The 24,842-nt window shown below is 61.9% G+C and carries 19 protein-coding genes and 1 pseudogene; 4 read left to right on the plus strand and 16 right to left on the minus strand.

The genetic code is table 11. The features are described from left to right. Positions 1-66: 66 nt before the first annotated feature. Complete coding sequence (locus KGA98_RS26560) at positions 67-1,239, minus strand: MFS transporter (RefSeq protein ID WP_057713932.1); 1,173 nt, start codon at positions 1,237-1,239, stop codon at positions 67-69. Positions 1,240-1,496: 257 nt separating this feature from the next. Here KGA98_RS26560 and KGA98_RS26565 point away from each other — a divergent pair, with 257 nt between their 5' ends. Continuing rightward, positions 1,497-3,320 carry a glycoside hydrolase family 15 protein gene (locus KGA98_RS26565; RefSeq protein ID WP_090456926.1) on the plus strand — a complete coding sequence of 608 codons (1,824 nt, stop codon included), beginning with the start codon at positions 1,497-1,499 and terminating at the stop codon, positions 3,318-3,320. Positions 3,321-3,360: 40 nt separating this feature from the next. Here the strand turns inward: KGA98_RS26565 and KGA98_RS26570 are convergent, their stop codons facing one another. Continuing rightward, positions 3,361-4,344, minus strand: coding sequence for a GlxA family transcriptional regulator (locus tag KGA98_RS26570; RefSeq protein ID WP_223504587.1), 984 nt, complete (start codon positions 4,342-4,344; stop codon positions 3,361-3,363). Between the two features lie 89 nt (positions 4,345-4,433). Here KGA98_RS26570 and inhA point away from each other — a divergent pair, with 89 nt between their 5' ends. Next, the gene (inhA, locus tag KGA98_RS26575) at positions 4,434-5,120 is read left to right on the plus strand and encodes an isonitrile hydratase (RefSeq protein ID WP_223504589.1); all 687 of its coding nucleotides are present in this window, start codon (positions 4,434-4,436) and stop codon (positions 5,118-5,120) included. 285 nt (positions 5,121-5,405) lie between these two features. Here the strand turns inward: inhA and KGA98_RS26580 are convergent, their stop codons facing one another. Then, positions 5,406-5,894, minus strand: coding sequence for an SRPBCC family protein (locus tag KGA98_RS26580; RefSeq protein ID WP_057713927.1), 489 nt, complete (start codon positions 5,892-5,894; stop codon positions 5,406-5,408). 277 nt (positions 5,895-6,171) lie between these two features. On the opposite strand from KGA98_RS26580, the gene KGA98_RS26585 reads away from it, so the two are divergent. Continuing rightward, a complete protein-coding gene (locus KGA98_RS26585) occupies positions 6,172-6,573 on the plus strand; it encodes a lysozyme inhibitor LprI family protein (RefSeq protein WP_223504591.1) in 402 nt (133 codons plus the stop codon). A 149-nt stretch (positions 6,574-6,722) separates the two neighbouring features. Here the strand turns inward: KGA98_RS26585 and peaD are convergent, their stop codons facing one another. The 4 genes from peaD to peaA form a co-directional block, all read right to left on the minus strand. Then, positions 6,723-7,841: a quinohemoprotein amine dehydrogenase subunit beta gene (gene peaD, locus KGA98_RS26590; RefSeq protein WP_090456933.1), complete on the minus strand. Its 1,119-nt coding sequence runs from the start codon at positions 7,839-7,841 to the stop codon at positions 6,723-6,725. Between the two features lie 21 nt (positions 7,842-7,862). Further along, entirely contained in the window at positions 7,863-8,186 is a 324-nt protein-coding gene (gene qhpC, locus KGA98_RS26595; protein WP_008016081.1) for a quinohemoprotein amine dehydrogenase subunit gamma, read from the minus strand. Between the two features lies 1 nt (position 8,187). After that, positions 8,188-9,618 (minus strand): quinohemoprotein amine dehydrogenase maturation protein, encoded by a 1,431-nt coding sequence (gene peaB, locus KGA98_RS26600; protein WP_223504593.1) that lies wholly within the window; start codon positions 9,616-9,618, stop codon positions 8,188-8,190. A gap of 81 nt (positions 9,619-9,699) precedes the next feature. Then, a complete protein-coding gene (gene peaA / locus KGA98_RS26605; RefSeq protein ID WP_223504595.1) occupies positions 9,700-11,280 on the minus strand; it encodes a quinohemoprotein amine dehydrogenase subunit alpha in 1,581 nt (526 codons plus the stop codon). A gap of 525 nt (positions 11,281-11,805) precedes the next feature. Between peaA and KGA98_RS26610 the strand changes: the two genes are divergently transcribed. Further along, entirely contained in the window at positions 11,806-13,296 is a 1,491-nt protein-coding gene (locus KGA98_RS26610; RefSeq protein WP_057713922.1) for an aldehyde dehydrogenase family protein, read from the plus strand. A 103-nt stretch (positions 13,297-13,399) separates the two neighbouring features. Here KGA98_RS26610 and KGA98_RS26615 read toward each other — a convergent pair whose 3' ends face one another. The 9 genes and pseudogenes from KGA98_RS26615 to KGA98_RS26655 form a co-directional block, all read right to left on the minus strand. Further along, a complete protein-coding gene (locus KGA98_RS26615; RefSeq protein ID WP_223504597.1) occupies positions 13,400-14,398 on the minus strand; it encodes an acyltransferase family protein in 999 nt (332 codons plus the stop codon). A 94-nt stretch (positions 14,399-14,492) separates the two neighbouring features. Beyond that, the gene (locus KGA98_RS26620) at positions 14,493-15,791 is read right to left on the minus strand and encodes a lycopene cyclase family protein (RefSeq protein WP_223504599.1); all 1,299 of its coding nucleotides are present in this window, start codon (positions 15,789-15,791) and stop codon (positions 14,493-14,495) included. Further along, a complete protein-coding gene (locus tag KGA98_RS26625) occupies positions 15,788-16,465 on the minus strand; it encodes a S8 family serine peptidase (RefSeq protein ID WP_223504602.1) in 678 nt (225 codons plus the stop codon). The genes KGA98_RS26620 and KGA98_RS26625 overlap by 4 nt, the downstream gene beginning before the upstream one ends. Then, entirely contained in the window at positions 16,455-18,173 is a 1,719-nt protein-coding gene (locus tag KGA98_RS26630) for an ABC transporter ATP-binding protein (protein WP_057713918.1), read from the minus strand. Before KGA98_RS26630 ends, KGA98_RS26625 begins: the two co-directional genes overlap by 11 nt. Then, a complete protein-coding gene (locus tag KGA98_RS26635; RefSeq protein WP_223504604.1) occupies positions 18,173-20,077 on the minus strand; it encodes a sigma-54-dependent Fis family transcriptional regulator in 1,905 nt (634 codons plus the stop codon). The genes KGA98_RS26630 and KGA98_RS26635 overlap by 1 nt, the downstream gene beginning before the upstream one ends. Before the next feature lie 246 nt (positions 20,078-20,323). Further along, on the minus strand, positions 20,324-21,349 hold the full coding sequence (locus KGA98_RS26640; RefSeq protein WP_223504606.1) for a histone deacetylase family protein: 1,026 nt from the start codon (positions 21,347-21,349) through the stop codon (positions 20,324-20,326). 151 nt (positions 21,350-21,500) lie between these two features. Next, on the minus strand, positions 21,501-22,730 hold the full coding sequence (locus tag KGA98_RS26645) for a Zn-dependent hydrolase (protein ID WP_223504608.1): 1,230 nt from the start codon (positions 22,728-22,730) through the stop codon (positions 21,501-21,503). A 25-nt stretch (positions 22,731-22,755) separates the two neighbouring features. Further along, positions 22,756-24,066 carry an MFS transporter gene (locus KGA98_RS26650; protein ID WP_057713914.1) on the minus strand — a complete coding sequence of 437 codons (1,311 nt, stop codon included), beginning with the start codon at positions 24,064-24,066 and terminating at the stop codon, positions 22,756-22,758. Between the two features lie 656 nt (positions 24,067-24,722). Then, positions 24,723-24,842, minus strand: a pseudogene (locus KGA98_RS26655) (IS30 family transposase); the annotation flags it as partial.

Below are 24,842 nucleotides of genomic sequence, written 5' to 3' on the forward strand. Positions count from 1 at the left end.
TCATGCAACATTGATGTCGACTGACACGACGCCTTCGCGAGCAAGCCCGCTCCCACAGGTAAATCTTCATTTCAGATGGCGATAGCTCGGGATTGCCGAACCGAGCACCACTGCCCCCGCCGCAATCGCCAGCCAGAACCCGCTGCGCGCGCCGAAGGCGTCCACCAGCCAGCCGGAGCCGGCGGCGCCGATCGCCACGCCGATGCTCAGGCCGGTGACCAGCCAGGTCAGGCCTTCGGTGAGTTTGGCCGGCGGTACGATCTGCTCCACCAGGGCCATGGCGACAATCAGCGTCGGCGCGAAAAACAGGCCGGCGACAAACACCGCCAATGACAAACCGAAAATGTTCGTCGCCAGCAGCAACGGCAAGGTGGTGACCGCCGTCGCCACCCCGCCGTACAGGAACAGGCGCGCCAGCGGCACTTTCGAGCGCAGTGCGCCGAACGCCAACCCGGCCAGGCACGAGCCGATGGCGTACACCGACAGCACGATGCTCGCCGCCGCCGGTTGGCCCTGATGCTGGGCGAAGGCGACGCTGACCACGTCCACCACGCCAACAATGGTGCCCATGGCGACCATCAACAGCATCAGCAACTGAATGTCGCGGGAACGGATGATCGAGCCCTGGTGATGCTCTTCATGGGGATGCACCGGCGGCTCCGTGCTGCGCTGCAGGACGAATGCGGTGACGCCGATGGCCAGCGCCAGCAAGGCCGCCAGCGGACCGGCCTCGGGGAATGCCACCACGCACAACCCCACCGACAGTGGTGGCCCGACAATGAAGCAGACTTCGTCCAGCACCGACTCCAGGGCGTAGGCGGTTTGCAACTCGGGGCGGCCGCGATACACCTCAGTCCAGCGTGCCCGCACCATCGCCGACATGCTCGGCATGCAACCGGCCAGCGCGGCGAAGAAAAACAGCGTCCAGTGCGGCGCCTGCAACCGCGTGCACAGCAACAACAGCAACAGTGCCCCACCGCCCAGCAACGCCGATACCGGTAGAATCCGCCCCTGGCCAAATCGATCCACCAGCCGCGACACCTGCGGCGCACAAAACGCCGTGGCCAGGGCGAACGTCGCCGCCACCGCGCCGGCCATTGCGTAGCCACCCTGCAACTGCGAGAGCATGGTGATCAGGCCGATGCCGGTCATGGAAATCGGCATGCGCGCGATCATTCCGGCCAGCACGAATGCGCGGCTGCCGGGGGCTTTGAACAACTCGCGATAGGGGTTTGCCATGGGACGGGTCTCATCAGGGGACTGCACGTTGCCACAACGGCTGATTGCGGGGGAAGCGTGGAATTGTTGGTTGAATGTGAAGGCCCCATCGCGAGCAAGCTCGCTCCCACAATGGCCGGCGTACACCAATCAACTGTGGGAGCGAGCTTGCTCGCGATGGGGCCAGAACAGACAACTCACCTCCCTTCGCCAAATGAACTCTCACCGACCCCGACCAGTCAGTTGAATAGGCCCCCGGTTCCCGGAGTTTCGCGACAATGGCTGATCACCCCGAACGCCAAAGCCCCATCGACGCCCACGGCATCATCGGCGATATGCGCAGCGCGGCGCTGGTCAATGACAAGGGCAGCGTGGACTTTTTCTGCTGGCCGGAATTCGACAGTCCGTCGATCTTCTGCTCGCTGCTGGACACCCCCGAGGCGGGGATTTTTCAGTTGTCACCGGATTTGCCCGACGCCCGTCGCGAACAAATCTACCTGCCCGACACCAATGTGCTGCTGACCCGCTGGCTCAGTGATCGCGCCGTGGTCGAGGTCACCGACCTGCTGCCCGTCGGTGACACCGAGGATGACCTGCCGCTGCTGATGCGGCGGATCCGTGTGGTCAGCGGCCGCGCCACCTTCCAGATGCGCTGCGCCGTGCGTCATGACTACGCTCGCGCCAAAACCCGCGCCCGCATGGATGAAAAAGACGTCACCTTCGACGCGGTCGATCAGCCGTCCCTGCGCCTGTCCTCGGATCAGGTTTTGCATATCGACGGCAATGCGGCGGTGGCCGAATTCACCCTCGAACAAGACCAGACCAGTCAATTCCTGCTCGGTGCCCTCGACGATCCGCGCTTAAAGGAAGGCGCTGCACAACTGTGCCTGGAGCGCACCCTGAAATTCTGGCGCGACTGGATCGGCCAGTCCAACTACCGCGGCCGCTGGCGCGAAATGGTCAACCGCTCGGCCCTGGCGATGAAGCTGCTGACCTCGCGCAAGCACGGCGCCATTCTCGCCGCCGCCACCTTCGGCCTGCCGGAAAGCCCTGGTGGCTCGCGCAACTGGGACTATCGCTTCACCTGGATCCGCGACGCCTCGTTCACCGTCTATGCATTCATGCGCCTGGGCTTCGTCGAAGAGGCCAACGCCTACATGCGCTGGTTGCGGGGGCGGGTCAGCGACTGTCAGGGCAAGCCGATGAAACTCAACATCCTGTATGCCATCGACGGTCGCCAGGAATTACCGGAGATCGAGCTGACGCACCTGTCCGGCCATGGTGGCGCACAACCGGTGCGCATCGGCAATCAGGCCTATGAACAGGTCCAGCTCGATATCTTCGGCGAGCTGATGGACGCGATTTACCTGGTCAACAAATACGGCGAAGCCATCTCCCATGAAGGCTGGAAACACACGGTGGAGGTGGTCGATCAGGTCTGTGAAACCTGGGAGCAGAAAGATGTCGGCATCTGGGAAATGCGCGGCGAGCAATACCATTTCCTGCATTCACGGCTGATGTGCTGGGTCGCCCTGGACCGCGCCATCCGCCTCGCTTCAAAGCGCTCGCTACCGGCACCGTTCGCGCGTTGGGACCAGACCCGCCAGGCGATCTACACCGACATCTGGGAGAACTTCTGGTGCGAGGAACGCGGGCACTTCGTCCAGCACATCGGCGGCACCGGCCTGGACGGTTCGATGCTGCTGATGCCGCTGGTGCGTTTCGTCAGCGCCCGCGACCCGCGCTGGCTGGCGACCCTGCAAGCCATCGAAAGAAGCCTGGTACGCGACGGCATGATCTACCGCTACCGCAACGACGACAGCCAGATCGACGGCCTGCCCGGCAGCGAAGGCGCCTTTGCCGCGTGCTCGTTCTGGTACGTCGAATGCCTGGCCCGCGCCGGCCAGCTCGACAAGGCCCACCTGGAGTTCGAACAGTTGCTCAGGTACGCCAACCCGCTGGGGTTGTATGCCGAAGAGTTCGACAGCCATGGGCGGCACATGGGCAACACGCCGCAGGCATTGACGCATCTGGCATTGATCAGTGCGGCTTGCTTTCTGGATCGGAGGTTGAGTGGGGAGAAGAGGTTTTGGCAGCCGTGAATACGGGTTAAACAATGTTCGAACTCAGGCAAAAGGTGGCTCAGGACACCAGTGGATCTGCGCCGGCACTGACCGAAAACCGCTCCCGATAAGCCTGTGGCGTCACGCCCATGGCCCGCAGGAAACTGCGGCGCAGGGTTTCTTCGCTGCCGAAGCCGCATTGCACCGCTACTCGTTTGATCGGCACGCCGGTATCGCTGAGCAAACGCCGCGCGGTTTCGACGCGGATCAGTTCGATGGCCCGGGCCGGGGTCTGGCCGGTGTCGGCGCGGTAGTGGCGCACGAAGCTGCGTTCGCTCATGCCGGCCTGCAAGGCCAGAGTCGGGATGCCAAGGTCGTGGGCCAGATTTTCGCTGATCCAGGCGTGAAGTTCATCGAAACGGTTGCCTTCCTGTTGCAGTGACAGGGTCACGCTGAATTGCGACTGGCCACCCGGACGTTTGAGATACACCACCAGTTGCCTCGCGACTTCGAGGGCCATGGTGCGCCCCAGGTCTTCTTCGACCATGGCCAACGCCAGGTCGATGCCGGCGGTCACCCCGGCCGAGGTCCAGACCGGGCCGTCGTTGATGAAGATCGGGTTGGGCTCGACGTGCAGTTGCGGATGCTGCTGCGCCAGTTGCTCGCAACGGGTCCAGTGGGTGACCACGCGCCGGCCGTCGAGCCAGCCGCTGGCCGCCAGCAGGAACGCACCGGTGCATACCGAGGAAACCCGCCGGCAGCCACGGGCATGTTCGCGCACCCAGGCGACCAACGGCGCATCTTGCGCCGCTGCGTAAACACCCCAGCCACCGGCGATGATCAGGGTATCAGTGCCCTCATCCGGCAACGGTTCGGCCAACAGCGCCAACCCCGCCGACGACATCACCGCCCCGCCGCCACTGGCAATCACGGTCGGTGCGTAGGGTGGCGGCAGGCCTTGCTGACGGGCTATGTCGTTGGCCGAAGCGAAAACCTGCAACGGCCCGGTGACGTCGAGTATTTGCACGTTGGCGAAAGCGAGTACATGGATGGTTTTCGACATTTGGCGTAATTCGTGGGGATATTGGCGTATGCGCCAAAGCCTACGAGCCTAGAGTCAAACCGTCCACCCACTTCACGAGAAAAAACACCATGACGTTGCAGATCGGTTTTCTGTTGTTTCCACAGGTTCAGCAACTGGACCTGACCGGCCCTTACGACATACTGGCCTCGCTGCCGGATGTGAAAGTACATCTGATCTGGAAAGACCTGATGCCGGTCACCGCCAGCACCGGCCTGCTGCTGAAACCGACCACCACCTTCGATGATTGCCCGGCACTGGACGTGATCTGCGTGCCCGGTGGCAGTGGCGTCGGACCCTTGATGGAAGATGACCAGACTCTGGACTTTCTCAAGGCCCAGGCCGCCAACGCGCGGTACATCACGTCGGTGTGCACCGGCTCGCTGGTGCTGGGTGCGGCGGGATTGCTCAAGGGCAAACGCGCCACCACTCACTGGGCATATCACGAATTACTCAAGCCGCTGGGCGCAATCGCGGTGCAAGACCGGGTGGTTCGTGACGGTAATCTGTTGACCGGTGGTGGCATCACCGCCGGTATCGACTTCGCCCTGACCCTGGCCGCCGAGCTGTTCGACCAGGCCACCGCCGAGTTGGTGCAACTGCAACTGGAATACGCCCCGGCCCCGCCGTTTACCGCGGGCAGCCCCGAGACGGCCCCGGCCAGCGTGTTGGGAGAGGCTCGCCAGCGGGCTGCCGGCTCGTTGAAACTGCGGGCGCAGATCACCGAGCGCGCGGCGGCGAAACTCGATCGACAGTGAAAAAATGGCGGCGGGAACCCGGTTCCTGCCGCCACGACTTTTCATGCGCGCAAAAAAAACCCGCCGAAGCGGGTTTTTCCAAGACCATGACGACTCCTTGTCGTAGCGTTCCTTGCATATGGTCGATCATCCATGATCCTGAGCACATCCTGTGCTTCAGTGGGTGAGACCAGATTACGCTTCGGATCCAATTTGTAACAGGCGATATCGCTACCATCGCGTGTAAGACATTCGCTATAAACCACCCTCCGAAAACCCTTAGACGCCTCAGGTTTCGAGCCGACTTCAGCCACTCTGTTGCTCGTGGGCCTTGGCATTGTCGATCAAAAACTGCTCGATATTGTTCATTTGCTCTTCCCAGCCACGACTGTCCATGCGGAAAGCCCTTTCGCGACGGGCCTGGGGAATGTGATCGAAACCGGACTCGGAGACCTTGAGCAACGTGCCGTTGTCCATGTCTTCGAGCTCGAATTTCACCAGGGTGGTGGGTTCCTGGGAGTAATCGACTTCAGGGTTCACGGCATACGGGTGCCAGCGAAACGAAAGCAGCCGCTCCGGCTCGACCCGCTCTACCAGTACATTCCAGCGCAAATGTTCATAACCGGGATAGGTAACCTGCCCCTGGGTCCATTCGCCTGCCACAAAACGCTTGCCTTCCAGCGCCACGCCAAACCACTGTCCGAACACTTCGGCATTGGCCAGCACACGCCAGACCTGTGAACGCTTGGCCTTGAGCAGGATTTTCCTTTCGATGCGATCAGATGCTGGGTTCATAAGTCACCTCCTGTACTTGAACAGTAGGCCAGTAAGACCACAAGACCAACCCTAAAGTTGTACCAATCGGGATGTGCAATCAACCATACCTGAGATATTCGGTTGCATTTGCGTGGATAAGTTCTGGGCAATCGCAAAGTCAGCGGGTCGAAACTGCTAACGTTCGCCCTCGAAACAGCATGGAAAAGGATAGCGACATGAAAAATCTGCGCGGCAGTTGCCTGTGCCCCTCAGCGCTACACTGCACCTCTCTTTCGGTCACAGCGAGCACTCCAGCATGAACCCACGCTTCTTATTGGTGCTGACACCCTTGTTGTTCACCTCCATGGCGTTCGCCGTGGACTGCGACAACGCCAGCGATCAGGCGACGATGAACCAGTGCGCGGCGCAGCAGAACGCGGCCGCCGACAAGGAATTGAATGCGCTGTACCAGCAGATCACTTCGCGACTCAAGAGCAACCCGGACAGCAAGAAGCAGTTAGTGGGTGCGCAGCGGGCGTGGGTTGCGTTCCGCGATGCCGAGTGCAAGTTTTCGGCATCCGGGGTGGAAGGCGGGAGTGTGTATCCGCTGATTTACAGCAACTGCACCACGGAACTGACCAAGGCACGGGTTCAGACGTTCAAGAACTACCTGAAGTGCCAGGAGGGGGATATGAGTTGCCCGGTGCCGGGGGTTTGATTTTTGCTGTTTTTGCAGTGTTTTTGAGGGCCTCTTCGCGAGCAAGCCCGCTCCCACAGGGTTCAGTGGTGTTCACGCGATAGTGATCACACTGCGAGTCCACTGTGGGAGCGGGCTTGCCCGCGAAGGCGTCAGTTCAGGCTCCGCAATTACCGGACAAAAATCTGCGCCGTGGTAATCGCCATGTCTCCGCCCGGCAACTTGATGCTGCCCGTCTGCTTCAGGCTGTCGGCATCAAAGATCGCCACGTCGTTGAACGTCCCCGCCAGGTAGATCTTGCTGCCGTCCTTGTTGAAGGAAATGCAGTAGTACGAGTGATCGAGCGCGGCGGACTGGAGCATTTTCTTCTGCTTGATGTCGTACTTGGCCAGGCGGTTGAGTACGCCAAACATCAGGTTCGGGTCCTTGGGCGAACGCATGCCGCTGAAGTAGATTTCAGTCAGAGGCCCGAAGTCGGTGGTTTCGGTCTTGCCGGTCTTCAGGTCGACGCTGAACAGGCCGTACAGGTATTCGGCGGTGGCCGGGTCCTGTTTCTTGTCCTTGAATTTCGCCGCGGTGTAGAGCAGCGAGAAGTCATGCCGGTAGGTCTGCTGGTTCCACACGTAGAGCACGTCAGGTGCGCTGTAGTTCGGGCGTTTCCAGTGACGGCTGGGGATCAGTACGTCGAACTTGCCGGTTTGCACATTGACCTTGTAAACGTCCGCCCCGGCCACGTACAGCGTGCCGTCGTCACCGCTCTGCATGATGGTCAGTTGGCGCGGCGCCGGGAAACTGCGTAGCGGCTTGGCGTCCATGCCGGCATCGGTCGAATACACGTCGAGCCGTGGCTGCTGCACTTCGTAGCGATCGTTCATCATCAGCGTCGGGTTGGCGACGGTGTACAGCTCCTTGCCGTCGTGGCTGACCGTGAAGGCGAACATGGACCTGGCCTTCTCACCCGGCTTCTGGGTGATGCTGGCGTGGAACACCTGCTTGCAGTTGTCCAGTTCGACACCGTAGACATCCGCATAGTGATTGTTCAGCACGTAGGCGGTCTTGCGGTCCGGCGACAACTGCACGGAGCCGGGACCGAAGGCATCGGGCATCTTGCAGGTCTTGAACAGCGTATCGGTGGCCAGGTCGATCACGTGCAGGTTGTTCGGGTAGTTGGTGGTCACCATGTATTCGTGACCGACTTGCAGCGCGGTATTTTCATCGGCCAGAACACTGACAGAACAGCTGCTCAGGACGGCGAACGCGGCCAGGCCGCAGGCTTTGATGTTACGCATGCTGGAATCCTTCTTCTGTGATCACTTGTCTTTGGGGAAGACAGTGCCGAGGTTGCGCCAGTTGTCGTTGGACGCCTGGGCATCCTTGTTCCAGTCCGGGTAGGTGCTCATCATGTCGGGCACCTGGGCCGGCCACCAGCAAGGGTCGGAGCACCCGTAGAGGTCGGCCTCCATTGGCTGGCACAGCGACGACACACCGCCAAACGCATCGATTTCCCAGCCCGGGTCGGTGGTCGAGGCACAGCCCGCCACGGAACTCATGGCCACCACTTCTTCTATGCGGTTTTCATCCGCGGCCTGATCCAGCTTCAACGCTTTGTTATTGATTGCCTTGAGATGTTTCATATCAGTGAGCCTTGCGCGGAGTGATGTAACTGCTGATGAACGCAGGGTTATTGGCCATGATCCGGGTGTAGACCTCGATGCCGAAGTCGACCCAGTCACGCATCAGTTCGCAGTAGTGATAGGTCGGGTGGGTCGGATCGCCATAGCGGGCGTAGCTCTCGTGGTAGCAGCCGCCGGAACACAGGTTGCGGATCTGACAGTCTTCGCAGCCAGTGTTGGTACGGTCCAGGCGCTGGGACAGGAAGTCGTTCAACTCCACCTGTTTCACACCGCTATGGACGTTGCCGAAGGTCGGCAGGCTCGAACCGGTAAAACGGTGGCACAGGTTCAGCTCGCCCTTGTGATCCACCGCCAGCATCTTCAGGCCCGCGCCGCATGGCAGGGCTTTCTTGTGGCCTTCGTGGATGTCGGTGATGAGCTGGTGCAGGTTGGAGAACCCGATGTTGCGGTGCTCCAGCGCCGCTTCCAGGTAACGACGACCCAGCGCCTTCATGTTGGCGAACACCTGCACCAGTTCATCACTGGTGAGATTGAAGCTGCTGATGTCGCCGGAGGTCACCGGGGCAAAGCCGACTTCGGCAAAACCCAGTTCGTTGAACAGGTGATCCCAGATGGTTTCGACGTCGGTCACGCCGGTGGTGAGCGTTACGCGAGCTCCGACCGGACGGCTGTTGTAGCGCGACAACAGCATCTCGGCCTTGCGCCGCACCACGTCATAGGTGCCCTGCCCGCCCACGGTGATGCGGTTGCGGTCGTGCACGGTCTTCGGCCCGTCGATGCTCACCGACAGCCCGAAACGATGGGCATTGAGGTAATCCACCGTTTCTTCGGTGAGCAACGTGGCGTTGGTGGTCATGACGAATTCGACGAGCTTGCCCGCCTCGCGAAAACGCTTCTCACAATAGTCGACCATGTACTCGATCAGCTTGCGGTTGCTCAGCGGTTCGCCGCCGAAGAACACCACGGTGAAACGCTCTTCGTCCGGGGATTCGCGCAGCAGCATTTCCACCGAGGCGATCGCCGTTTCGACGTCCATTTTCTTGCCCGCCGACGGCTTGTCGAGGTCTTCCTTGTAGCAATACGTGCAGCTCAGGTTGCAGCCGGTGTTGACGTTGAGCACCACGGTATTGATCGCCGTACGCTCGACCCGCTTGGTGGCGATGTCCGGAGTCAGCGGCGAGCCGTCGCTGACCAGTTCCAGGGCCATCAGCTCGCGCAGGGTCTCGGTGATTTCCTCGCCGTTGAAACGCGCGGCCAGGCGCTGGATCAGGTCGTCCGAGGAACAACCTGGCCCGCGCAAGGTGTCGATGATGGTGCCCGTCAGTTCATCGCTGGCGAACAGCGAACTGCTGGGGATGTGAAACAGCATGCGGTCAGCATCGACCTGCACTTCGTGCAGGTTGCGTTCGACCAGATTCAAGATAGCGCCCATGGCAAACCTCCTGTGCAGGCCCCGCTTGGCGGGGCTTGCGGTCATTCCGAAAAGTGTCTGAAGCCTGTGCCGTCAGCCAACTCACGGAATGGGTGGATTGTTCCAGCGTTGCACGGTCACGATCAGGTGGCCTTCGCCGGTCAGGGATTTCCCTGCGTCGTCGACGGCGGCGATCACCTTGAGGTTGCCGGCATTGTTGGTGGACATCTTGCGTGCCGGGTTCGGCCCGGCATCGCCCGGAGTGAACACGCCGGTGTCGGCCTGCATGGTGCCGGCGAACTTGACGTCTTCGTCTTCCCTGGCGCGGTCGTCGAAGGCCTCGACTTTCCACTGCGCCGGGAACACACCGATGCGGTACGGCTTGCCATCAGCGCCCTTGCCCCAGGCTTCCGCGTCGAAACGGCCCTGGACTTTCGGCGTCGAACCACCGCCCTCGCCGATCCGTGCAACCGAGAATTCCGGCACAACCTTGACCGAGGCGATCTTGCTGTACACCGACAGGCTCGGGCCCTTTAGCGTGCCGACGCTGACCGCGCGCAAACCTGGCTGGGCATTGGCGGCGGCCTTGAGCTTGACCTTGATCCGCTCAGGGCTCTGCTCGACCACTTCGAGCACTTCCACGCCTTTGCCGAAGTCCGGCTTGCCGGTCAGGCCGCTGCCGATCAGGGTCACTTCGGTTTCACTGCCGGCCTTCAGATGACCCGGCTGCACCGCCAGCAAACGGTTGGAGCCTTGCTTGGCGGCGACGAAGTCCAGGCCACGCTCGTCGTGCTCGGCCTCGAACATCCGGCCCTGCATCGCATTGCCCTGGGCGGCAAACACCTGGCGCATGGTCACGCCATCGATGGTCACGTTGCCGCGCCATTCATAGCCGGTGTAGAGGATTGCACTGCCGTCGCCGTTGAACGGCGTGCCGTCGGCGTACTGGCCTTTGACGCTGACCTTGAAGGTGTCGCTGCCATCGGCACTCACGGTCATTACACCCGCCAGCTCACCCTTGCCCGGCAAGTGGCCGCTGAAGCTCCAGTCGCCCACCAGGGCATCGGCTTTCGGCGCGACGCTCTGCCATTTTTTCCAGGCCGGATTGTCCAGCGGATAACGCTTGGCCAGCAGCGGCACCATTTCTTTGCGGGCCATATCGAACCAGTCGCGGTCCCGGGACAGCGCCTGGTACTCCAGGGACGGCCACTGACCGAGGTGGAAATTCACCAGGCGTTCCCACTCCTGGGCCGGACGCCGTTGCAGGGCAACCCGCGCACCGGAGTGGCAGCGGCCGCACATCTGGCTGGTCTGGTCGTCGAACTGCTCGACGGTATTGAGCCGGCGCTCCAGTGCATAGCGCACGCCGTCGGTTTCGCTCGGCGCCAGGCCCTGGGTGTCGGCCAGGTATTTGACCAGCGTGCGACGGTCCTCATCGCTGATCTGCAAACCGTGCATGGTCTGCATCCGGGCAATGCTCATCAGCCAGCCTTCCGGCGTTTTGCGCTGGTGGCTGATGCGGCTGAGGGCGTTATCGGCTTCGGGGGTGTGACAGCCCTGACAGGTTTCCTTGAGGATGGTCTGGGCGTCGCGGGCTGCCAGGCTATGAGGCGAATGCAGCGCTACACAAGCGGCTACGGCCAGCAGGCTGGCGCTCATGCCTGATCGGAGTTTTCTCTTCATCAACGTCGAACCTCGCACGGTGCGTTCTTATTGTTGTGGCTTATCGTTTTTATGGTTTCTGCCGCCGGCTTTGATCCGCCGACGGAGGCAAGAGAAACGTCTGCGATGAGCAATACACGGAGCGTGCCAGCTTATGAATATTTCAATGAATCAATGACTTGTGACTAATAACCGGTTTTTTTCGGGAGACGTCATGGGCGTTGCACGTTTAATTTCGCGACAACTGTTTCACTCTGAGACAAGCATAGTTTTCTGTAGGAGCGAGCCTGCTCGCGATGGTCGTTAACGATATCGCGTACTTACAGGCTAAACGTGGTGCTCTTTTGTCCATCGCGAGCAGGCTCGCTCCTACAGGGTGTTGTGTTCGGGACGTCTCACGTCGTCGCAATTTGCGACGTTTATCGATGTCAGGGTGACCCGGAAAATATCTGTCACCCCACTAGATCGGGCCTTGCGGCCGAAAAAACACAACTGGCACAGGCATTGCGAAAGCCCTGTTCTCACGAACAACAAGAGGCCTCGCCAATGTCGCTCCCAAACCTGCTTCCCGCCACTTCGGCATTCATCCAGCGCGCCCCGCGCATGCTCATCGGCGGTGACTGGGTCGAGGCCGCCGACGGCCAGACCATGCCCCTGCACAACCCGGCCACCGGTGAGGTGTTGTGCGTGGTACCACGGGCAACGCCGGAAGATGTCGACCGCGCGGTACTCGCCGCCCGCCAGGCGTTCGACGATTCGGCCTGGACCCGCACCCGTCCCCGGGAGCGGCAGAACCTGCTGTGGAAACTCGCCGACCTGATGCAGCGCGACGCCGAGCTGCTGGCGCAACTGGAATGCCTGAACAACGGTAAAAGCGCAGCGGTGGCCCAGGTGATGGACGTGCAACTGGCCATCGACTTCCTGCGCTACATGGCCGGTTGGGCGACCAAGATCGAAGGCTCTACGGTTGACGTGTCGGCACCGCTGATGCCCAACGACCAGTTCCACAGCTTCATCCGCCGTGAAGCGGTGGGCGTGGTCGGTGCCATCGTTGCCTGGAACTTCCCGCTGTTGCTGGCCTGCTGGAAACTCGGCCCGGCCCTGGCCACCGGCTGCACCGTGGTGCTAAAGCCGGCCGACGAAACCCCGCTGACCGCACTTAAACTTGCCGAACTGGTGCTGGAAGCCGGTTATCCCGAAGGCGTATTCAACGTGGTCACCGGCACCGGCATCACCGCAGGTTCTGCCTTGACCCACAACCCGCTGGTGGACAAGCTGACCTTCACCGGCTCCACCGCCGTCGGCAAGCAGATCGGCAAGATCGCCATGGATTCCATGACCCGGGTCACCCTGGAACTAGGCGGTAAATCACCAACCATCGTCATGGCCGACGCCGACCTGAAAACCGCCGCGGCCGGGGCTGCCAGCGCGATCTTCTTCAACCAGGGCCAGGTCTGCTGCGCAGGCTCGCGGCTGTATGTGCAGCGCAAGCACTTCGACAATGTGGTGGCGGACATCAGCGACATTGCCAACGCCATGAAACTCGGCAACGGCCTGGACCCGAGCGTCGACATGGGGCCCTTGATCTCGGCGCGCCAGCAGGAACGCGTCTACGGGTACATCGAAAAGGGCCGGGAAAGCGGCGCGACCATCGCCTGCGGTGGCGAGCAGTTCGGGCCTGGGTTCTTCGTCAAGCCAACGGTAATTGTCGACGTCGATCAGAAGCACTCACTGGTGCAGGAAGAAATCTTCGGCCCGGTGCTGGTGGCCATCCCGTTTGATGACGAAGCCGATGCCCTGCGCATGGCCAATGACAGTCCGTATGGATTGGGCGCGAGCATCTGGTCCAATGACCTGGCGGCGGTGCACCGGATGATTCCGCGCATCAAGTCAGGATCGGTGTGGGTCAACTGCCACAGCGCCCTGGACCCGGCGCTGCCGTTCGGAGGCTACAAGATGTCCGGGGTCGGGCGTGAGATGGGGTATGCGGCGATCGAGCATTACACCGAGTTGAAGTCGGTGCTGATCAAGTTGTGATTCGTAGCGTCCTTCAGGCCGCCTTCGCGAGCAAGCCCGCTCCCACATTGGAATGCGTTCCCCTGTGGGAGCGGGCTTGCCCGCGAAGGCGCCCCCCCAGCCACTACGCCGCTGTTTCGCGGTCCAGTGGGCGACCCACCCCATATTTTGCGCCGGCCCGAAGCGCGTGACGAAGCTTCAGGGCCGGCCGTTCGACGCAGTAGTACGAAACGCCGCTGAGCAGCAACGACAAGGCCAGCACTGTTGCAACAACGGCCCCATCGTAGGTAACCGACCAGACAGCGTGCAGGAAGTACATCACCACATAGTGATTCAGGAACACGCCGTAGCTGATATTGCCGAGGAACTCGTCAATCCGGTGAAACCTGAGCTTTGTCAGCAGGTACACGGCGGGCACGCCCAGCGCTATGCCGGCGGTCACTTCGGCATTGAACGGCCGGCGCTCTATCCATCCCGCCATGATGGCCGCAAACATCAGGGCCGCTACCACGGCGGTGCCGGCAGCGATCGCCAAATCCTTCGGCTGCGCTTTGTACAGGTAGCTGCCGCACAGGAACATGAACAGCACACCCGGCAATAGACGGTAGCCGTACAGGTCGGTGTTGATGAAACCCAGGCACGCGGCCATGAAGACAACGACGGATAGAGCAAACGCAACGCCCCGCGCCCTATAGATGATCAGGAAGGGGATCATCAGGTAGAAGCACATCTCAAGCCCCAAAGACCAGGCCGGCGGCAAGATCCACGATCCCGCCGCGCCGAACATGTAGAAGCCGAGTGGCACGATAGCCAGGCTTGCGGCGATGTTTCGCAGCGTCAGCTCGGCGGTTTGAGGCGTGCCGGGCAGCAGGAAATAGATCACCGCACAGGAAACCACGAAGTAGAACAGGAATTGAGGATAGAGCCGCAGGGCGCGGTCCAGATAGAACAGGCCGACTTTCTCCGGCGCCTTGTAATTGCGTTCGATCAGCGAGGTCATCACGAAGCCGCTGATGATCAGGAAGGAAATCACGGCAATCACGCCGGGGTTTAGCCCCATGAACGTCTTGCCCATATGAGAAACGGCCACCAGAACGGCCAATAGCAGACGATAAGCTCCCACTTACACCCCAAAATTCCTTGTCGTTATGGCGCGTAAATTACGATGCTTTGCGCTGGGAGAACAGGCTTTTTCGCCGTATCCGGACGTTCTTCATTCAGGGTTTGAAACCCTGGCCCAGTAACCAGCTGCGAACCATCCGCCCCTGCTCCACCGTCAGCCCGGCCAACACCTGATCCGCCGGCTCTCCCTGCTTTAACCTCTGCACCAACGCCGCCACCTCAACCCCATGCACATGCCAGATACCCAGCGGTTGATCCACCGTGATCACCACCTCGGCTTCATCGACCAGTCCATCACGCAACACCGGCGCCCGTTCAATCCTCAGCGCATTGAAATCCGCCTCCGCATGGGCCACCTCGGCATCCGGCCAGCTCCGCCGTGCCTGCCAGAACGGCTGGTCCGGCCAGCGTTGCTCATCGGCATAAAAATCCCGGCCGATCCGCGCAAACCGCAAAAACAACTGCCCCACCCGCTGCTGGTGGAAACGCTGGGCCAGAGCCGTTCGTTCGGGTTTGCACAGCAGCGTGTTGATAACCGCGGGCGCCTGCAACGCCGAAGACAAGGACTGAAAGATCCCGTTGCCCGACAATGGGTCCACCGCCATTGCCGCATCGCCGACCCGAATCCAGTTTTCGCCACACACCTGCGGGCTCAGAATCGCCGTGCTGCTGCGGGCGTGCAGTTGCAGATCAGATTCCGCTTCGCCCGCAAAAAATGCAGTGGCCAGCCGCGAACCCTGGCGCCGCTGTCGGCAGTAATCGAGCAACATAGCCTTGCCCGGCAACCCGGCACTGGCCACATCCACAGTCCATTGCCAGTAACACTGGCCGTCGGCGCGCCGCGCCATCCATGCCCAGCCGTCCTCAAGGCTTTCCACGGCGCTGGCGGTGCTGCCCGGCGAACCCTGCCAGCGATTGAGCAAGCTGACGGTCTCGGGCCCACGCAAGCCTTTGCCGATAGCGGGGGCCTGACGTCCACGGGCCTCTACGAGAAACGGCGCGAGCAGTGGTTCGCGCCCGTCAATTTCGATTCGGTGGCCATTGGTCGATGGCTGAACCGCCAGCACCCGGCCTTCGATCAGCTCGACCCCCGCCAGGCGCAAATCCTCACGCAGGCCTCGGTCAAACACCGGACGGTCGAGCAAGTATTCGATGTTCTGCGCATGCTGCTGACCATTCCAGTTCACCTGGCGTTGAGAAGGCAGCGCTGCTTGCGCCAACGCCTGGTGCAGGCCCGCGCCGCGCAAAGCCTCGAGAACCCGCACGGACACGCCTTCGAGCGCCGCAAACCGGCGCCATTCGCTGATCAGCGTGACGCCATGGCCCAGCCGCTTCAAACCCAGTGCGACCGCGGCCCCCGCCGGGCCGGCGCCCAGAATGACGATGTCGGTCATGGCCCGAAGCGCCGTTCAGGGCCACGATAACGGGCATGCTCGCGCAACCACTCGATGACTTGCGCATTGCTGGCGTCAGGCTGTTCGGCGAGGAATCCGGCGATGTGCCCGCTCAAGGCGGCACAACCGAGGCTCGCCCCGGATTGCCCCGGGTAGGTGCCATGCACACACGCGGCGAAATCCGCCTGGGCGCTGTTGAGCCACGACCATTCCTGCTCGGCGCACCGCGCATCGCCGGTCACCCGCAACACCTGCGGATAGTTCGCCGGAAACACCCCTTCCCCTTGGGCCGGGCTCGACGCACACAGCAGCACGCCCTGCGCCACCGCCGCCGCGCAGGCCGCGCGCAACAGGCTGCGATCCTGGCGCAGGCCAAGGCTCAAATTGATCAGTCGCACGTCCTGCGTCAGCAGCCAGTCAATCGCCGAGGCGATCTGCAAGGCGCTGGTGACACCCCGCTGGTCAAACACCTGAGCCACGCAAAACAGCGCCGAGGGTGCACGCCGGCCGATGGCCTCGATCACCGCACTGCCATGCCCCAGCGGGTCTTCGCGCAAGTCGCCCTCAGCCAGGCCGTCTTCGAGCAATGAAAAGCGTCGACCGGCGATCACTTGCACCCGTTGTGCCGCCGAGTGACCGCTGTCCACCACACCAATGCGCAACTCAGGTTTCATGCAGCACCGTTTTCGAGGTCAGTACGCCGTCGAGCAATTCGAAGCGCAGGTCGGCGTCGGCCAGGGTTGAAGGGCGATGGCTGATCAGGATGCGCGTACGTCCGGCAAACAGGCGGTCGATGGCGTCGATGACCTCGCGTTCGGTGGCTTCATCCACTGCGGACGTGGCTTCATCGAGCACCAGGATCAAAGGGTCCTGCAACAGTGCCCGGGCAATCGCGATGCGTTGTTTCTGCCCGCCGGACAACTGCTGGCCCCGCTCGCCCAAGGGACTGTCGAGACCTTCGGGCAAGGACTCGATCAGGCTGTCGAGTTGCGCCAGTCGCGCCACGTCGGCAATCGCCTCGCGGCTGGCGTCCGGTGCCGCGTAGGCCAGGTTGTCGGCGAGGCTGCCGCGAAACAGCACGATGTCCTGGCTGACGATGGCGATGCGCCGACGCAACTGGAACAGATCCAGCTCGCGCAGATCGACGTCGCCCAGCAGTACCCGGCCCGATTGCGGATCGTGATGACGTTGCAGCAGGTCGATCAGGGTGGACTTGCCCACGCCCGAACCGCCGCTGAGGGCCACTTTCATACCGTAGGGAATCCGCGCCTCGATGCCGCGCAGGGTCGATTGACGGCCGGGATGGGCGAAGTGCACGTTGTCGAACCAGAGATCGCCGCCAGTGGGCATTGCCCTTGGCGTGGCGGGCGTCAACACCGTCGGTTGTTCGCCGCGCAACTCCATGACCCGGCCGAGGCTGACGGTCATCCGCTGGATCGCGACGTAGAGCCCGAGCAGGCTTTGCACCGGCCCCACGGCCATGCCCAGGTAAGTGGAAAACGCAATCAGGGCGCCGAGCTGCCAGGTGCCCTGCACCACCCAGTAACCGCCAATCAGAAATGCGCAGGCCCGGGACAGCGAGGTCAGGGTACCGGGCACGGCCTGGGTGAAAAATTCGGTGACTTGCAGGCGCAGCAACTGGCTCATGTAGCCCTGCCCCAGCGTCTCGAGGCGCCGCGCTTCGCGCTGTTGCTGGCCGGCGGACTGGATGAACTTCATCACCGGCAACGTCTCGACCATGAACGACGACATGTCCGCCGAACGCTCGCGCAACTGCCGCACATCACGCTCCACCTTGCGCCGCATCCAGCGCAGCCAGAGGACATCGAGGGGAATCAGCACCAGCGCCAACAGCGACAGTTTCCAGGACAAGGTCAGTAGCATCGCTACCGCGACCACCAGGCCGATCACGCTGGACACGGCCGAGAACAGCGAGTCCACGGCGAACCGCTGGATTTCCGCGACATCGCCATCGAGGCGCGACATCAGGTCGCCGATGCGCCGCTGGCCGTAAAAGCTCGGCGACAGGGTTTGCAAATGCCGGTACAGGTCATCGCGCAGGGCAAACAGCATGCGCCCGGACAGTCGCGTGTGCAGGTAGCGGTTGATGCCCGAAAGCGCCGTGCCCAGCAACCCGGCAACGATCATCAGCCCGGCGATCATTACCAGCATCGGGAAGTTGCGCGCCAACAGGCCATCGTCGATCAGCAGTTTGGTCAGCCACGGCTGCACCAGCACCAGCGCCGAAGCGCAGACCGACAAACCCAGCAGCCCTGCAATCGCCAGGCGATGGGGTCGCACGAAGCTGTACAGCCAACGCAATGCCGCTTGCAGAGCCTCGGGGTTCTGGCTGTCGATCAGCCGAACGATCAAGCGCTGCATCACGAACGCAACTGTTTGAGCTTGCGATAAAGCGTCGCGCGGCTGATGCCCAGAGCGTCGGCGGCGGCCGAGACATTGCCCTGGTGCGTGTCCAGGGACTGACGGATCAGATCCAGTTCGTTTTCCCGGATGCTGCCGGCCTGGGGCCGTTCGCTGGTGGTCAACTCGTCGAGCATGCTGTCGGGCAAGTGGTCGAGGGTCAGCACGGTTTCGCCCGGTTCGCGCATGGCCAGCGCGGTGCGCAGGACCATCTCCAATTGGCGGATGTTGCCCGGCCACTGATAACCGTTGAGCAAGCGATCGAGATCATCGTGCAGGACCACGGCGGGTGCGCCCAATGTCGTCAGCATGCGAGTGACGAGCGCGCCGAAATCTTCGCGCTCGCGCAGGGCCGGGAGCATCACGCTGATGCCGTTGACCCGGTAGAACAGGTCCTCGCGAAAGTGTTTTTCTTCCACCAGACGCTTGAGGTCGCGGTGGGTGGCGCAGATCAGCGCGACGTCGATGTCCTGCTCTTCGCCTGCACCCAGGGGCGCGACCTTGCGATCCTGCAACACCCGCAACAACCGGGCCTGCAAAGCCAAAGGCATGTCGCCGATTTCATCGAGGAACAAGGTGCCGCCATGGGCCTGCTGCAAGCGCCCGACCATGCCGCCCCGGCGTGAACCGGTGAACGCGCCTTCACGATAGCCGAACAGTTCGGACTCGATCAGGCCTTCGGGAATGGCCGCGCAGTTCACCGCCACGAAGGGTTTGTCGCAGCGCGCTCCGGCCATGTGCAGGGCGCGGGCGATCACCTCTTTACCGGTGCCGGTTTCGCCCAGCAACAAGACCGGCAGTTCATTGGCCAGGCCTTGACGGGCCATGCGCAAGGCACGGGCGTAGCGGGTATTGCTGCCGGCGAGCGCTTCCAGGTCCGGTTGCGCCTTGGCCGGTTTCGCGACTGTGCGCGGCGGGTTGCTGACGTTGATCGAGCGTTGCGGCGCACGCAGGGTTTTGTAGAAGAATTCACCCTTGGCGGTTTGCAGGCTGCCGGCTCCACCCTGATGCAGACGCGCCAACAATTGCAGGCCGTCGACTCCGAGAAACTCTTCGCAGCGCCGACCGACCAGGGCCGAGCGCTCGGCGTGGAGCAACTGGCAGGCCTGGGCGCTGACCGCCAGGATCTGCCCGCCGAGGCTCACGGCCAGCAGGCCTTGCCACGGGGATTCCAGATATTGCCTGCGGCTGTGGAAGGCCAGGACGATTTCGTCCGGATAACTGGCGTTGAACACTCGGCTTTCGATCTGGCTGACCGCCATGGCCAGCAGCGCAGTGCTGTCGTGGGCGCGGCCGAGCGGGCCTTCGCGGGTCAGGTCGAGGACGCCGAGAATGTCGCCCTGGGGGCAATGGATCGGCACCGAAGTGCAGGAAAAATCACTGAGGCGATCCAGATAATGTTCGCCGCAATCGATCAGGGTCGGCCGGGCTTCCACCAGTGCCGTGCCCAGGGCGTTGGTGCCGCGAACCGCTTCGCTCCAGCAGGTGCCGAGGGTGATGTCCTGCAGGCCACTGCCCTTGAGACGGTCGGCGCGGCCTTCGACGGCGAGGATGGTGGCGTCGGAGTTGGCGAGGATGATCAGCCCTTCCTTGCCCTGACGCTCGGCCAGGTAATCGATGGCCGGCAACGCGGCGTCGATCAACAAGCGGTTGCTGGACAGCAACACGTCGAGGCTGGCACTCGATTCCAGCGCCAGCTCATGCTTGGCATTGAAATGCACGCCATGGCTGAGACTGCGTCGCCACGAGGCATCGATTTCCGCACGCAGGACGCCATCCGGCACTTCGCCTTCCAGGTGCAACTTTTCCCGAGCCAGCCGGGCTTCGCGATGCAGTTTGGGGGAGTTTGTTTTTATTGGCGTCATCAAGCGCTCCGGGTCATCCACCCTGCGCCTTCATACGTCGGCGCCCTGGAGCAATCTTTACGTTAACGTCAGGGCTATGGCAAGTGCCGTAGGGCGCTTGTGTTCCGTCAGGTGGACCCCGTTATCGTTCATCGCGAGCAAGCTCGCTCCCACACTTGACCGAGGTGAACCGCATATTTGTGTTCAACACTGACCCGTGTGGGAGCGAGCTTGCTCGCGATAGCGATCTACCAGGCAGCAAAGATCTCAGAGCTGCCAAGCCTCAGGGTCCACAAAAAACGCCCGGGCATTATCCTCCAGGCTCTCCAGGTGATACCCGCCCTCCTGCACAATCAGGCACGGCAATCCGAGGCTGCGAATGCGCTCACCGAGCACGGCAAACCCTTCGCGAGTCACCGCCACTTTACTCTGCGGGTCCAGCTCGAAAATATCGAAGCCCAGGGACAGCACCAGCACCTCGGCGCCGAAGTCCTTCACCGCCTTCAGCGCTACTTCCAATTGCCCGAGAAAAACCGCCTCGCTGGCGCCATGGGCCATCGGCAGGTTGAGGTTGAAACCCTCGCCCGCACCGACACCACGCTCTTCGGCAAAACCTGCGACCCCCGGATAGAAGTTGGTCGGATCGCCGTGCACCGACACGTAGAGCACGTCATCGCGGTCGTAGAAAATCTCCTGAATACCCTGGCCGTGGTGCATGTCGGTATCCAGCACCGCTACCCGCGAAAAACCGGCGCGCAATACCTGCGCCGCCACCGCCGCGTTGTTCACATAACAGAAACCACCCGCCGCTTCGGCCCGGGCGTGGTGACCCGGTGGCCGGCACAGGGCATAGGCTGCCGGCTCGCCATCGAGCAAAGCCCGGGCACCGGCGATGGCGCTTTGCGCCGACCAGTAGGCCGAACGCCAGGTCTGCTCGCCCACCGGGCAACTGCCATCGGCCAGATAGCGCGCCGCTTGCGCGAGAATTCCGCGCAGGGCATTGGGTTCGCGGACAAAGATGTTCGACATCACCTCGTCGCCCCAATCCTCGGGAATCTCTTTCCAGCGCTGATGGGCTTCCTGCAAAAACCTCAGGTACGGTGCGCCGTGCACCGCCAGCAGCGGATCGAGCCCGGCATCGGCCGGTTGCTCAACGGCAAAACCCAACGCGTGAGACGCCTGCACCAGGCGCTGCGCACGCTCCGGCACTTCCTGCGGCGTGCGCATCTGGCCACGGGAGTAGTAGCTGCGTGGGTGGTGAAGCAATTGTTCGGGGTGGAAAAAACTGCGCATGGAGTGAATACCTGTCAGTTAACGTAGATCTTGAAACCAGCCGCATTCCACTGTGGGAGCGAGCTTGCTCGCGATGAGGTCAGCACATTCAACATTCATGGCGACTGATCCACCGCTATCGCGAGCAAGCTCGCTCCCACATTGACTGCGTTTATTCAGTTTTTACCGCGCGGGCCAACACGGCATTGAGCAACACATCGGTGCCCTGGCGCACATCCTCGGGCAGCACATCTTCCGCTTCGTTATGGCTCAGGCCGCCCACGCACGGGATGAACACCATGGCCGTCGGGCAGTACCGCGCCAGGTGGATCGCATCATGTCCGGCGCCGCTGACAATCGATTGTTGAGCGTAGCCCAGGGCGTCCACGGCCTGTTGCACCGCCGCCACGCAGTCCACGTCGAACGGCGTCGCCGGGCTGATCCAGTGCGGGGTGATCGCCAGTTTCAAACCGCGAGCGTCGGCAATCGCCTGAAGCCGCGCACGGACCTGTTGTTCCATGGTCTCGATGGTTTCATCACGGTGATGACGCAGGTCGACGGTGAAGTTCACCAGCCCCGGAATGGTGTTGCGCGACGATTTGTTGATGCTCAATTCACCGACCGTGGTCAGGCCTTCGGGAGCGAAGTCCGCCGCCAGGCCTTCGATGGCCTGGATCATCTGCGCCACGCCGTACAAGGCGTCCTTGCGCAGCGGCATAGGCGTGGTGCCGGCGTGGGCCGCCATGCCTTCGACCCGTACGTCGAGCCAGCGAATCGCCTGGCCGCCACTGACGACGCCGATGCTCTTGGCGTTGTCTTCGAGGATCGGCCCTTGCTCGATGTGGGCTTCAAAGTACGCATCCACCGCGCCGCCGAACGGGCGCTCGCCGGCATAACCGGTACGTTGCAGCGCCTCGGCAACGCTGATCCCATCGATATCGCGCACCGCCAACGCAGCGTCCAGATCCATGATCCCGGTGAACACCGCCGAGCCGAACATGGCCGGGGTGAAGCGCGCGCCTTCTTCGTTGGTCCACACCGCCACTTCCAGCGGCTTGCGAGTCTGAATGCCCAGATCGTTCAGGCAGCGCACCACTTCCAGGCCGGCGAGCACGCCGTACACGCCATCGAAACGCCCGCCTTCAGGCTGGGTGTCGAGGTGGCTGCCCATCATCACCGGCGCGGCATCAGGATCGGTGCCGGCGCGGCGGGCAAACAGGTTGCCGATGGCATCCACGCTCAGGGTCATGCCGGCTTCGCGGCACCAGTGGGCAAAGAGTTCCCGACCGGCCTTGTCCTCGTCGCTCAGGGCCAGGCGGCAGCTGCCGCCACGGGCGGTGGCGCCGATTTCGGCCATCGCCATCAGACTCGCCCAGAGGCGTTCGCCATTGATCTTCAACATGTGTTTCTCCAGGAAAATTCAGGGGTCAGGCCTTGGCCAGTTCCAGGCGTTCAGCGCTGGCATGCCGACGGGCAAGGGACAGGACACACAGCAGCGAAGTCGCGGCGATCAGGCTGTAGAACACCGCCATCGGCCACCACTGGCCGACGAACCTGTGTGCCAGCAGCGTGCCGATCAGTGGCGTCAGGCCACCGGCCACAGCGCCGCAAATCTGGTACGCCAGAGAGATCGCGGTGTAGCGCACACGGGTCTCGAACATGCCGCTGACGTAGCCGGCGATCACCGCGTAGAACGACGCCATGCACACCACCGCCAACGCAATGCCGAGGATGATCAGCGGCGCCTGGGCCGAACTGACCAGCACGAACATCGGGTACGGCGAAGCCATCGCCAGCAGCGACACCAGGCACAGGAAGCGGGTGGCGCCAATCTTCTCGGCGACCCAGGCCGCCAGCGGTTGGATGCAGAACTGGATGATCGCGACGACAAACAGACACTCAAGGATCAGCGAGCGCGGCAGTTCCAGTTGCTGAGTGGTGTAGGCGATCATGAAGGTGTTGGTGAAATACACCCCGGCGATCCCCAGGGTGTTGGCGCCGATGCACAGCAACAATGGACGCCACGCGGTGCGCAGCACTTCCATGACCGGCGCCTGCTCCTTGCGTTTGTTTTTGCTCGCCAATTCGCGGCTGGCGAGAAACTCCGGCGACTCATTGACCCCCAGGCGAATCGCCAGGCCCACCAGCAGCAACAGCGAACTGGCGAGGAACGGCAGGCGCCAGCCCCAGCTCATCAGGTCTTCTTCCGGCAGACGGGTGACGGCGCTGAAGGCCAGCAGCGACAGGATCAAACCCGCCGGGCTGCCCAGTTGCGCAAACGAGGCAAAGAAATTGCGCCGGCCTTTCGGCGCATGCTCGCCGGCCATCAGCACCGCCCCGCCCCACTCGCCACCCACGGCAATGCCCTGGACGATGCGCAACAGAATCAGCAGCACCGGGGCAGCGGCGCCGATTTGCGCGTAAGTCGGCAGCAAGCCGATGCACACCGTGACCACGCCCATCATCAACAAGGTGATGATCAGCGACTTCTTGCGGCCGATGCGGTCACCGATATGACCGAAGACAATCCCGCCCAACGGCCGCGCAAAGAAACCCACGGCGAAGGTGCCGAAAGCGGCCATGGTGCTGAACAGCTTGTCGTCCGAGGGGAAGAACAGCGCACCGAATACCAGCGCGGCGGCGGTGGCGTAGATGTAAAAGTCGTACCACTCGATCATGGTGCCAATGAAGGCAGCGGCGGCCGCACGGCGCGGCTGGGACGAAGCTTGAGGCTTCATGGGTCGGGCTCCTTTGGTTATTTTTCTGGCAGGAGAGAAACGGCAAATCCGCGGCGCTCTGGCGGCGCCGGTCTGGGGATGATTTTTCGTTCCGGGACCATGATTAGTCAATTTTCTATTTATTATTCGAATTATTAACACAACTTATAATTGAGGGTGGCAGTCGAATGCGATGTGCAACGCACAGGCGTAAGCGTTCAGCAGAAAAAAAAACGAATTCACCAGAATATAAAATGCGTTGGCTGAAACGAGAGTTTTGGTGTCGCGACAGGCGCCTAATTGAGCCGCCTGCCCCTAGCGCCCCCTCCCCCAACGACCTGATGAATGAAAATGCTGCTTACGCTGACCTGATCACAACCCAAATTGCAGCAATCAATGATTGGATTTTGTGAATCAAAAGACCAGCAGGCTAACTTCAATGGCGACTTAGTCACCCTACTGGTGGAAGCCCACCCCTTTTAATTTCGACCCATTCAACGCTTGGATAAGGGGTCATCCATAGAGATTCATTAGATTTTGAACCAGGGTCATTAAAAGCTGAATCGGCCCGTACGAGCCCTACCCTTCACCGACATTACTTTGACTGAAGCAACCATTGCAGAAGCTACGCTTGATCGATTACAACCCTTGCCAACGGGCAGAAATCGGCTGTGGATTCAACCGGTCGACGCAACAGATTGGCTAAATCGTTCAGCGGGTGTTTCGTAGTCTAGTGTTTTCCGAGGGCGGCTATTTAGCTGCCTTGCGACTTCATTGAGCGTGGCTTGCGAGTGCTC

The sequence above is a fragment of the Pseudomonas sp. BF-R-24 genome (genome assembly GCF_019947335.1).
GTDB lineage: Bacteria > Pseudomonadota > Gammaproteobacteria > Pseudomonadales > Pseudomonadaceae > Aquipseudomonas > Aquipseudomonas jessenii.

Excerpts from the sequence above, each read along its gene's own strand:
- KGA98_RS26560 (WP_057713932.1), bottom strand. The coding sequence starts at position 1,239 with ATGGCAAACCCCTATCGCGAGTTGTTCAAAGCCCCCGGCAGCCGCGCA.
- KGA98_RS26565 (WP_090456926.1), top strand. The coding sequence starts at position 1,497 with ATGGCTGATCACCCCGAACGCCAAAGCCCCATCGACGCCCACGGCATC.
- KGA98_RS26570 (WP_223504587.1), bottom strand. The coding sequence starts at position 4,344 with ATGTCGAAAACCATCCATGTACTCGCTTTCGCCAACGTGCAAATACTC.
- inhA (WP_223504589.1), top strand. The coding sequence starts at position 4,434 with ATGACGTTGCAGATCGGTTTTCTGTTGTTTCCACAGGTTCAGCAACTG.
- KGA98_RS26580 (WP_057713927.1), bottom strand. The coding sequence starts at position 5,894 with ATGAACCCAGCATCTGATCGCATCGAAAGGAAAATCCTGCTCAAGGCC.
- KGA98_RS26585 (WP_223504591.1), top strand. The coding sequence starts at position 6,172 with ATGAACCCACGCTTCTTATTGGTGCTGACACCCTTGTTGTTCACCTCC.
- peaD (WP_090456933.1), bottom strand. The coding sequence starts at position 7,841 with ATGCGTAACATCAAAGCCTGCGGCCTGGCCGCGTTCGCCGTCCTGAGC.
- qhpC (WP_008016081.1), bottom strand. The coding sequence starts at position 8,186 with ATGAAACATCTCAAGGCAATCAATAACAAAGCGTTGAAGCTGGATCAG.
- peaB (WP_223504593.1), bottom strand. The coding sequence starts at position 9,618 with ATGGGCGCTATCTTGAATCTGGTCGAACGCAACCTGCACGAAGTGCAG.
- peaA (WP_223504595.1), bottom strand. The coding sequence starts at position 11,280 with ATGAAGAGAAAACTCCGATCAGGCATGAGCGCCAGCCTGCTGGCCGTA.
- KGA98_RS26610 (WP_057713922.1), top strand. The coding sequence starts at position 11,806 with ATGTCGCTCCCAAACCTGCTTCCCGCCACTTCGGCATTCATCCAGCGC.
- KGA98_RS26620 (WP_223504599.1), bottom strand. The coding sequence starts at position 15,791 with ATGACCGACATCGTCATTCTGGGCGCCGGCCCGGCGGGGGCCGCGGTC.
- KGA98_RS26625 (WP_223504602.1), bottom strand. The coding sequence starts at position 16,465 with ATGAAACCTGAGTTGCGCATTGGTGTGGTGGACAGCGGTCACTCGGCG.
- KGA98_RS26630 (WP_057713918.1), bottom strand. The coding sequence starts at position 18,173 with ATGCAGCGCTTGATCGTTCGGCTGATCGACAGCCAGAACCCCGAGGCT.
- KGA98_RS26635 (WP_223504604.1), bottom strand. The coding sequence starts at position 20,077 with ATGACGCCAATAAAAACAAACTCCCCCAAACTGCATCGCGAAGCCCGG.
- KGA98_RS26640 (WP_223504606.1), bottom strand. The coding sequence starts at position 21,349 with ATGCGCAGTTTTTTCCACCCCGAACAATTGCTTCACCACCCACGCAGC.
- KGA98_RS26645 (WP_223504608.1), bottom strand. The coding sequence starts at position 22,730 with ATGTTGAAGATCAATGGCGAACGCCTCTGGGCGAGTCTGATGGCGATG.
- KGA98_RS26650 (WP_057713914.1), bottom strand. The coding sequence starts at position 24,066 with ATGAAGCCTCAAGCTTCGTCCCAGCCGCGCCGTGCGGCCGCCGCTGCC.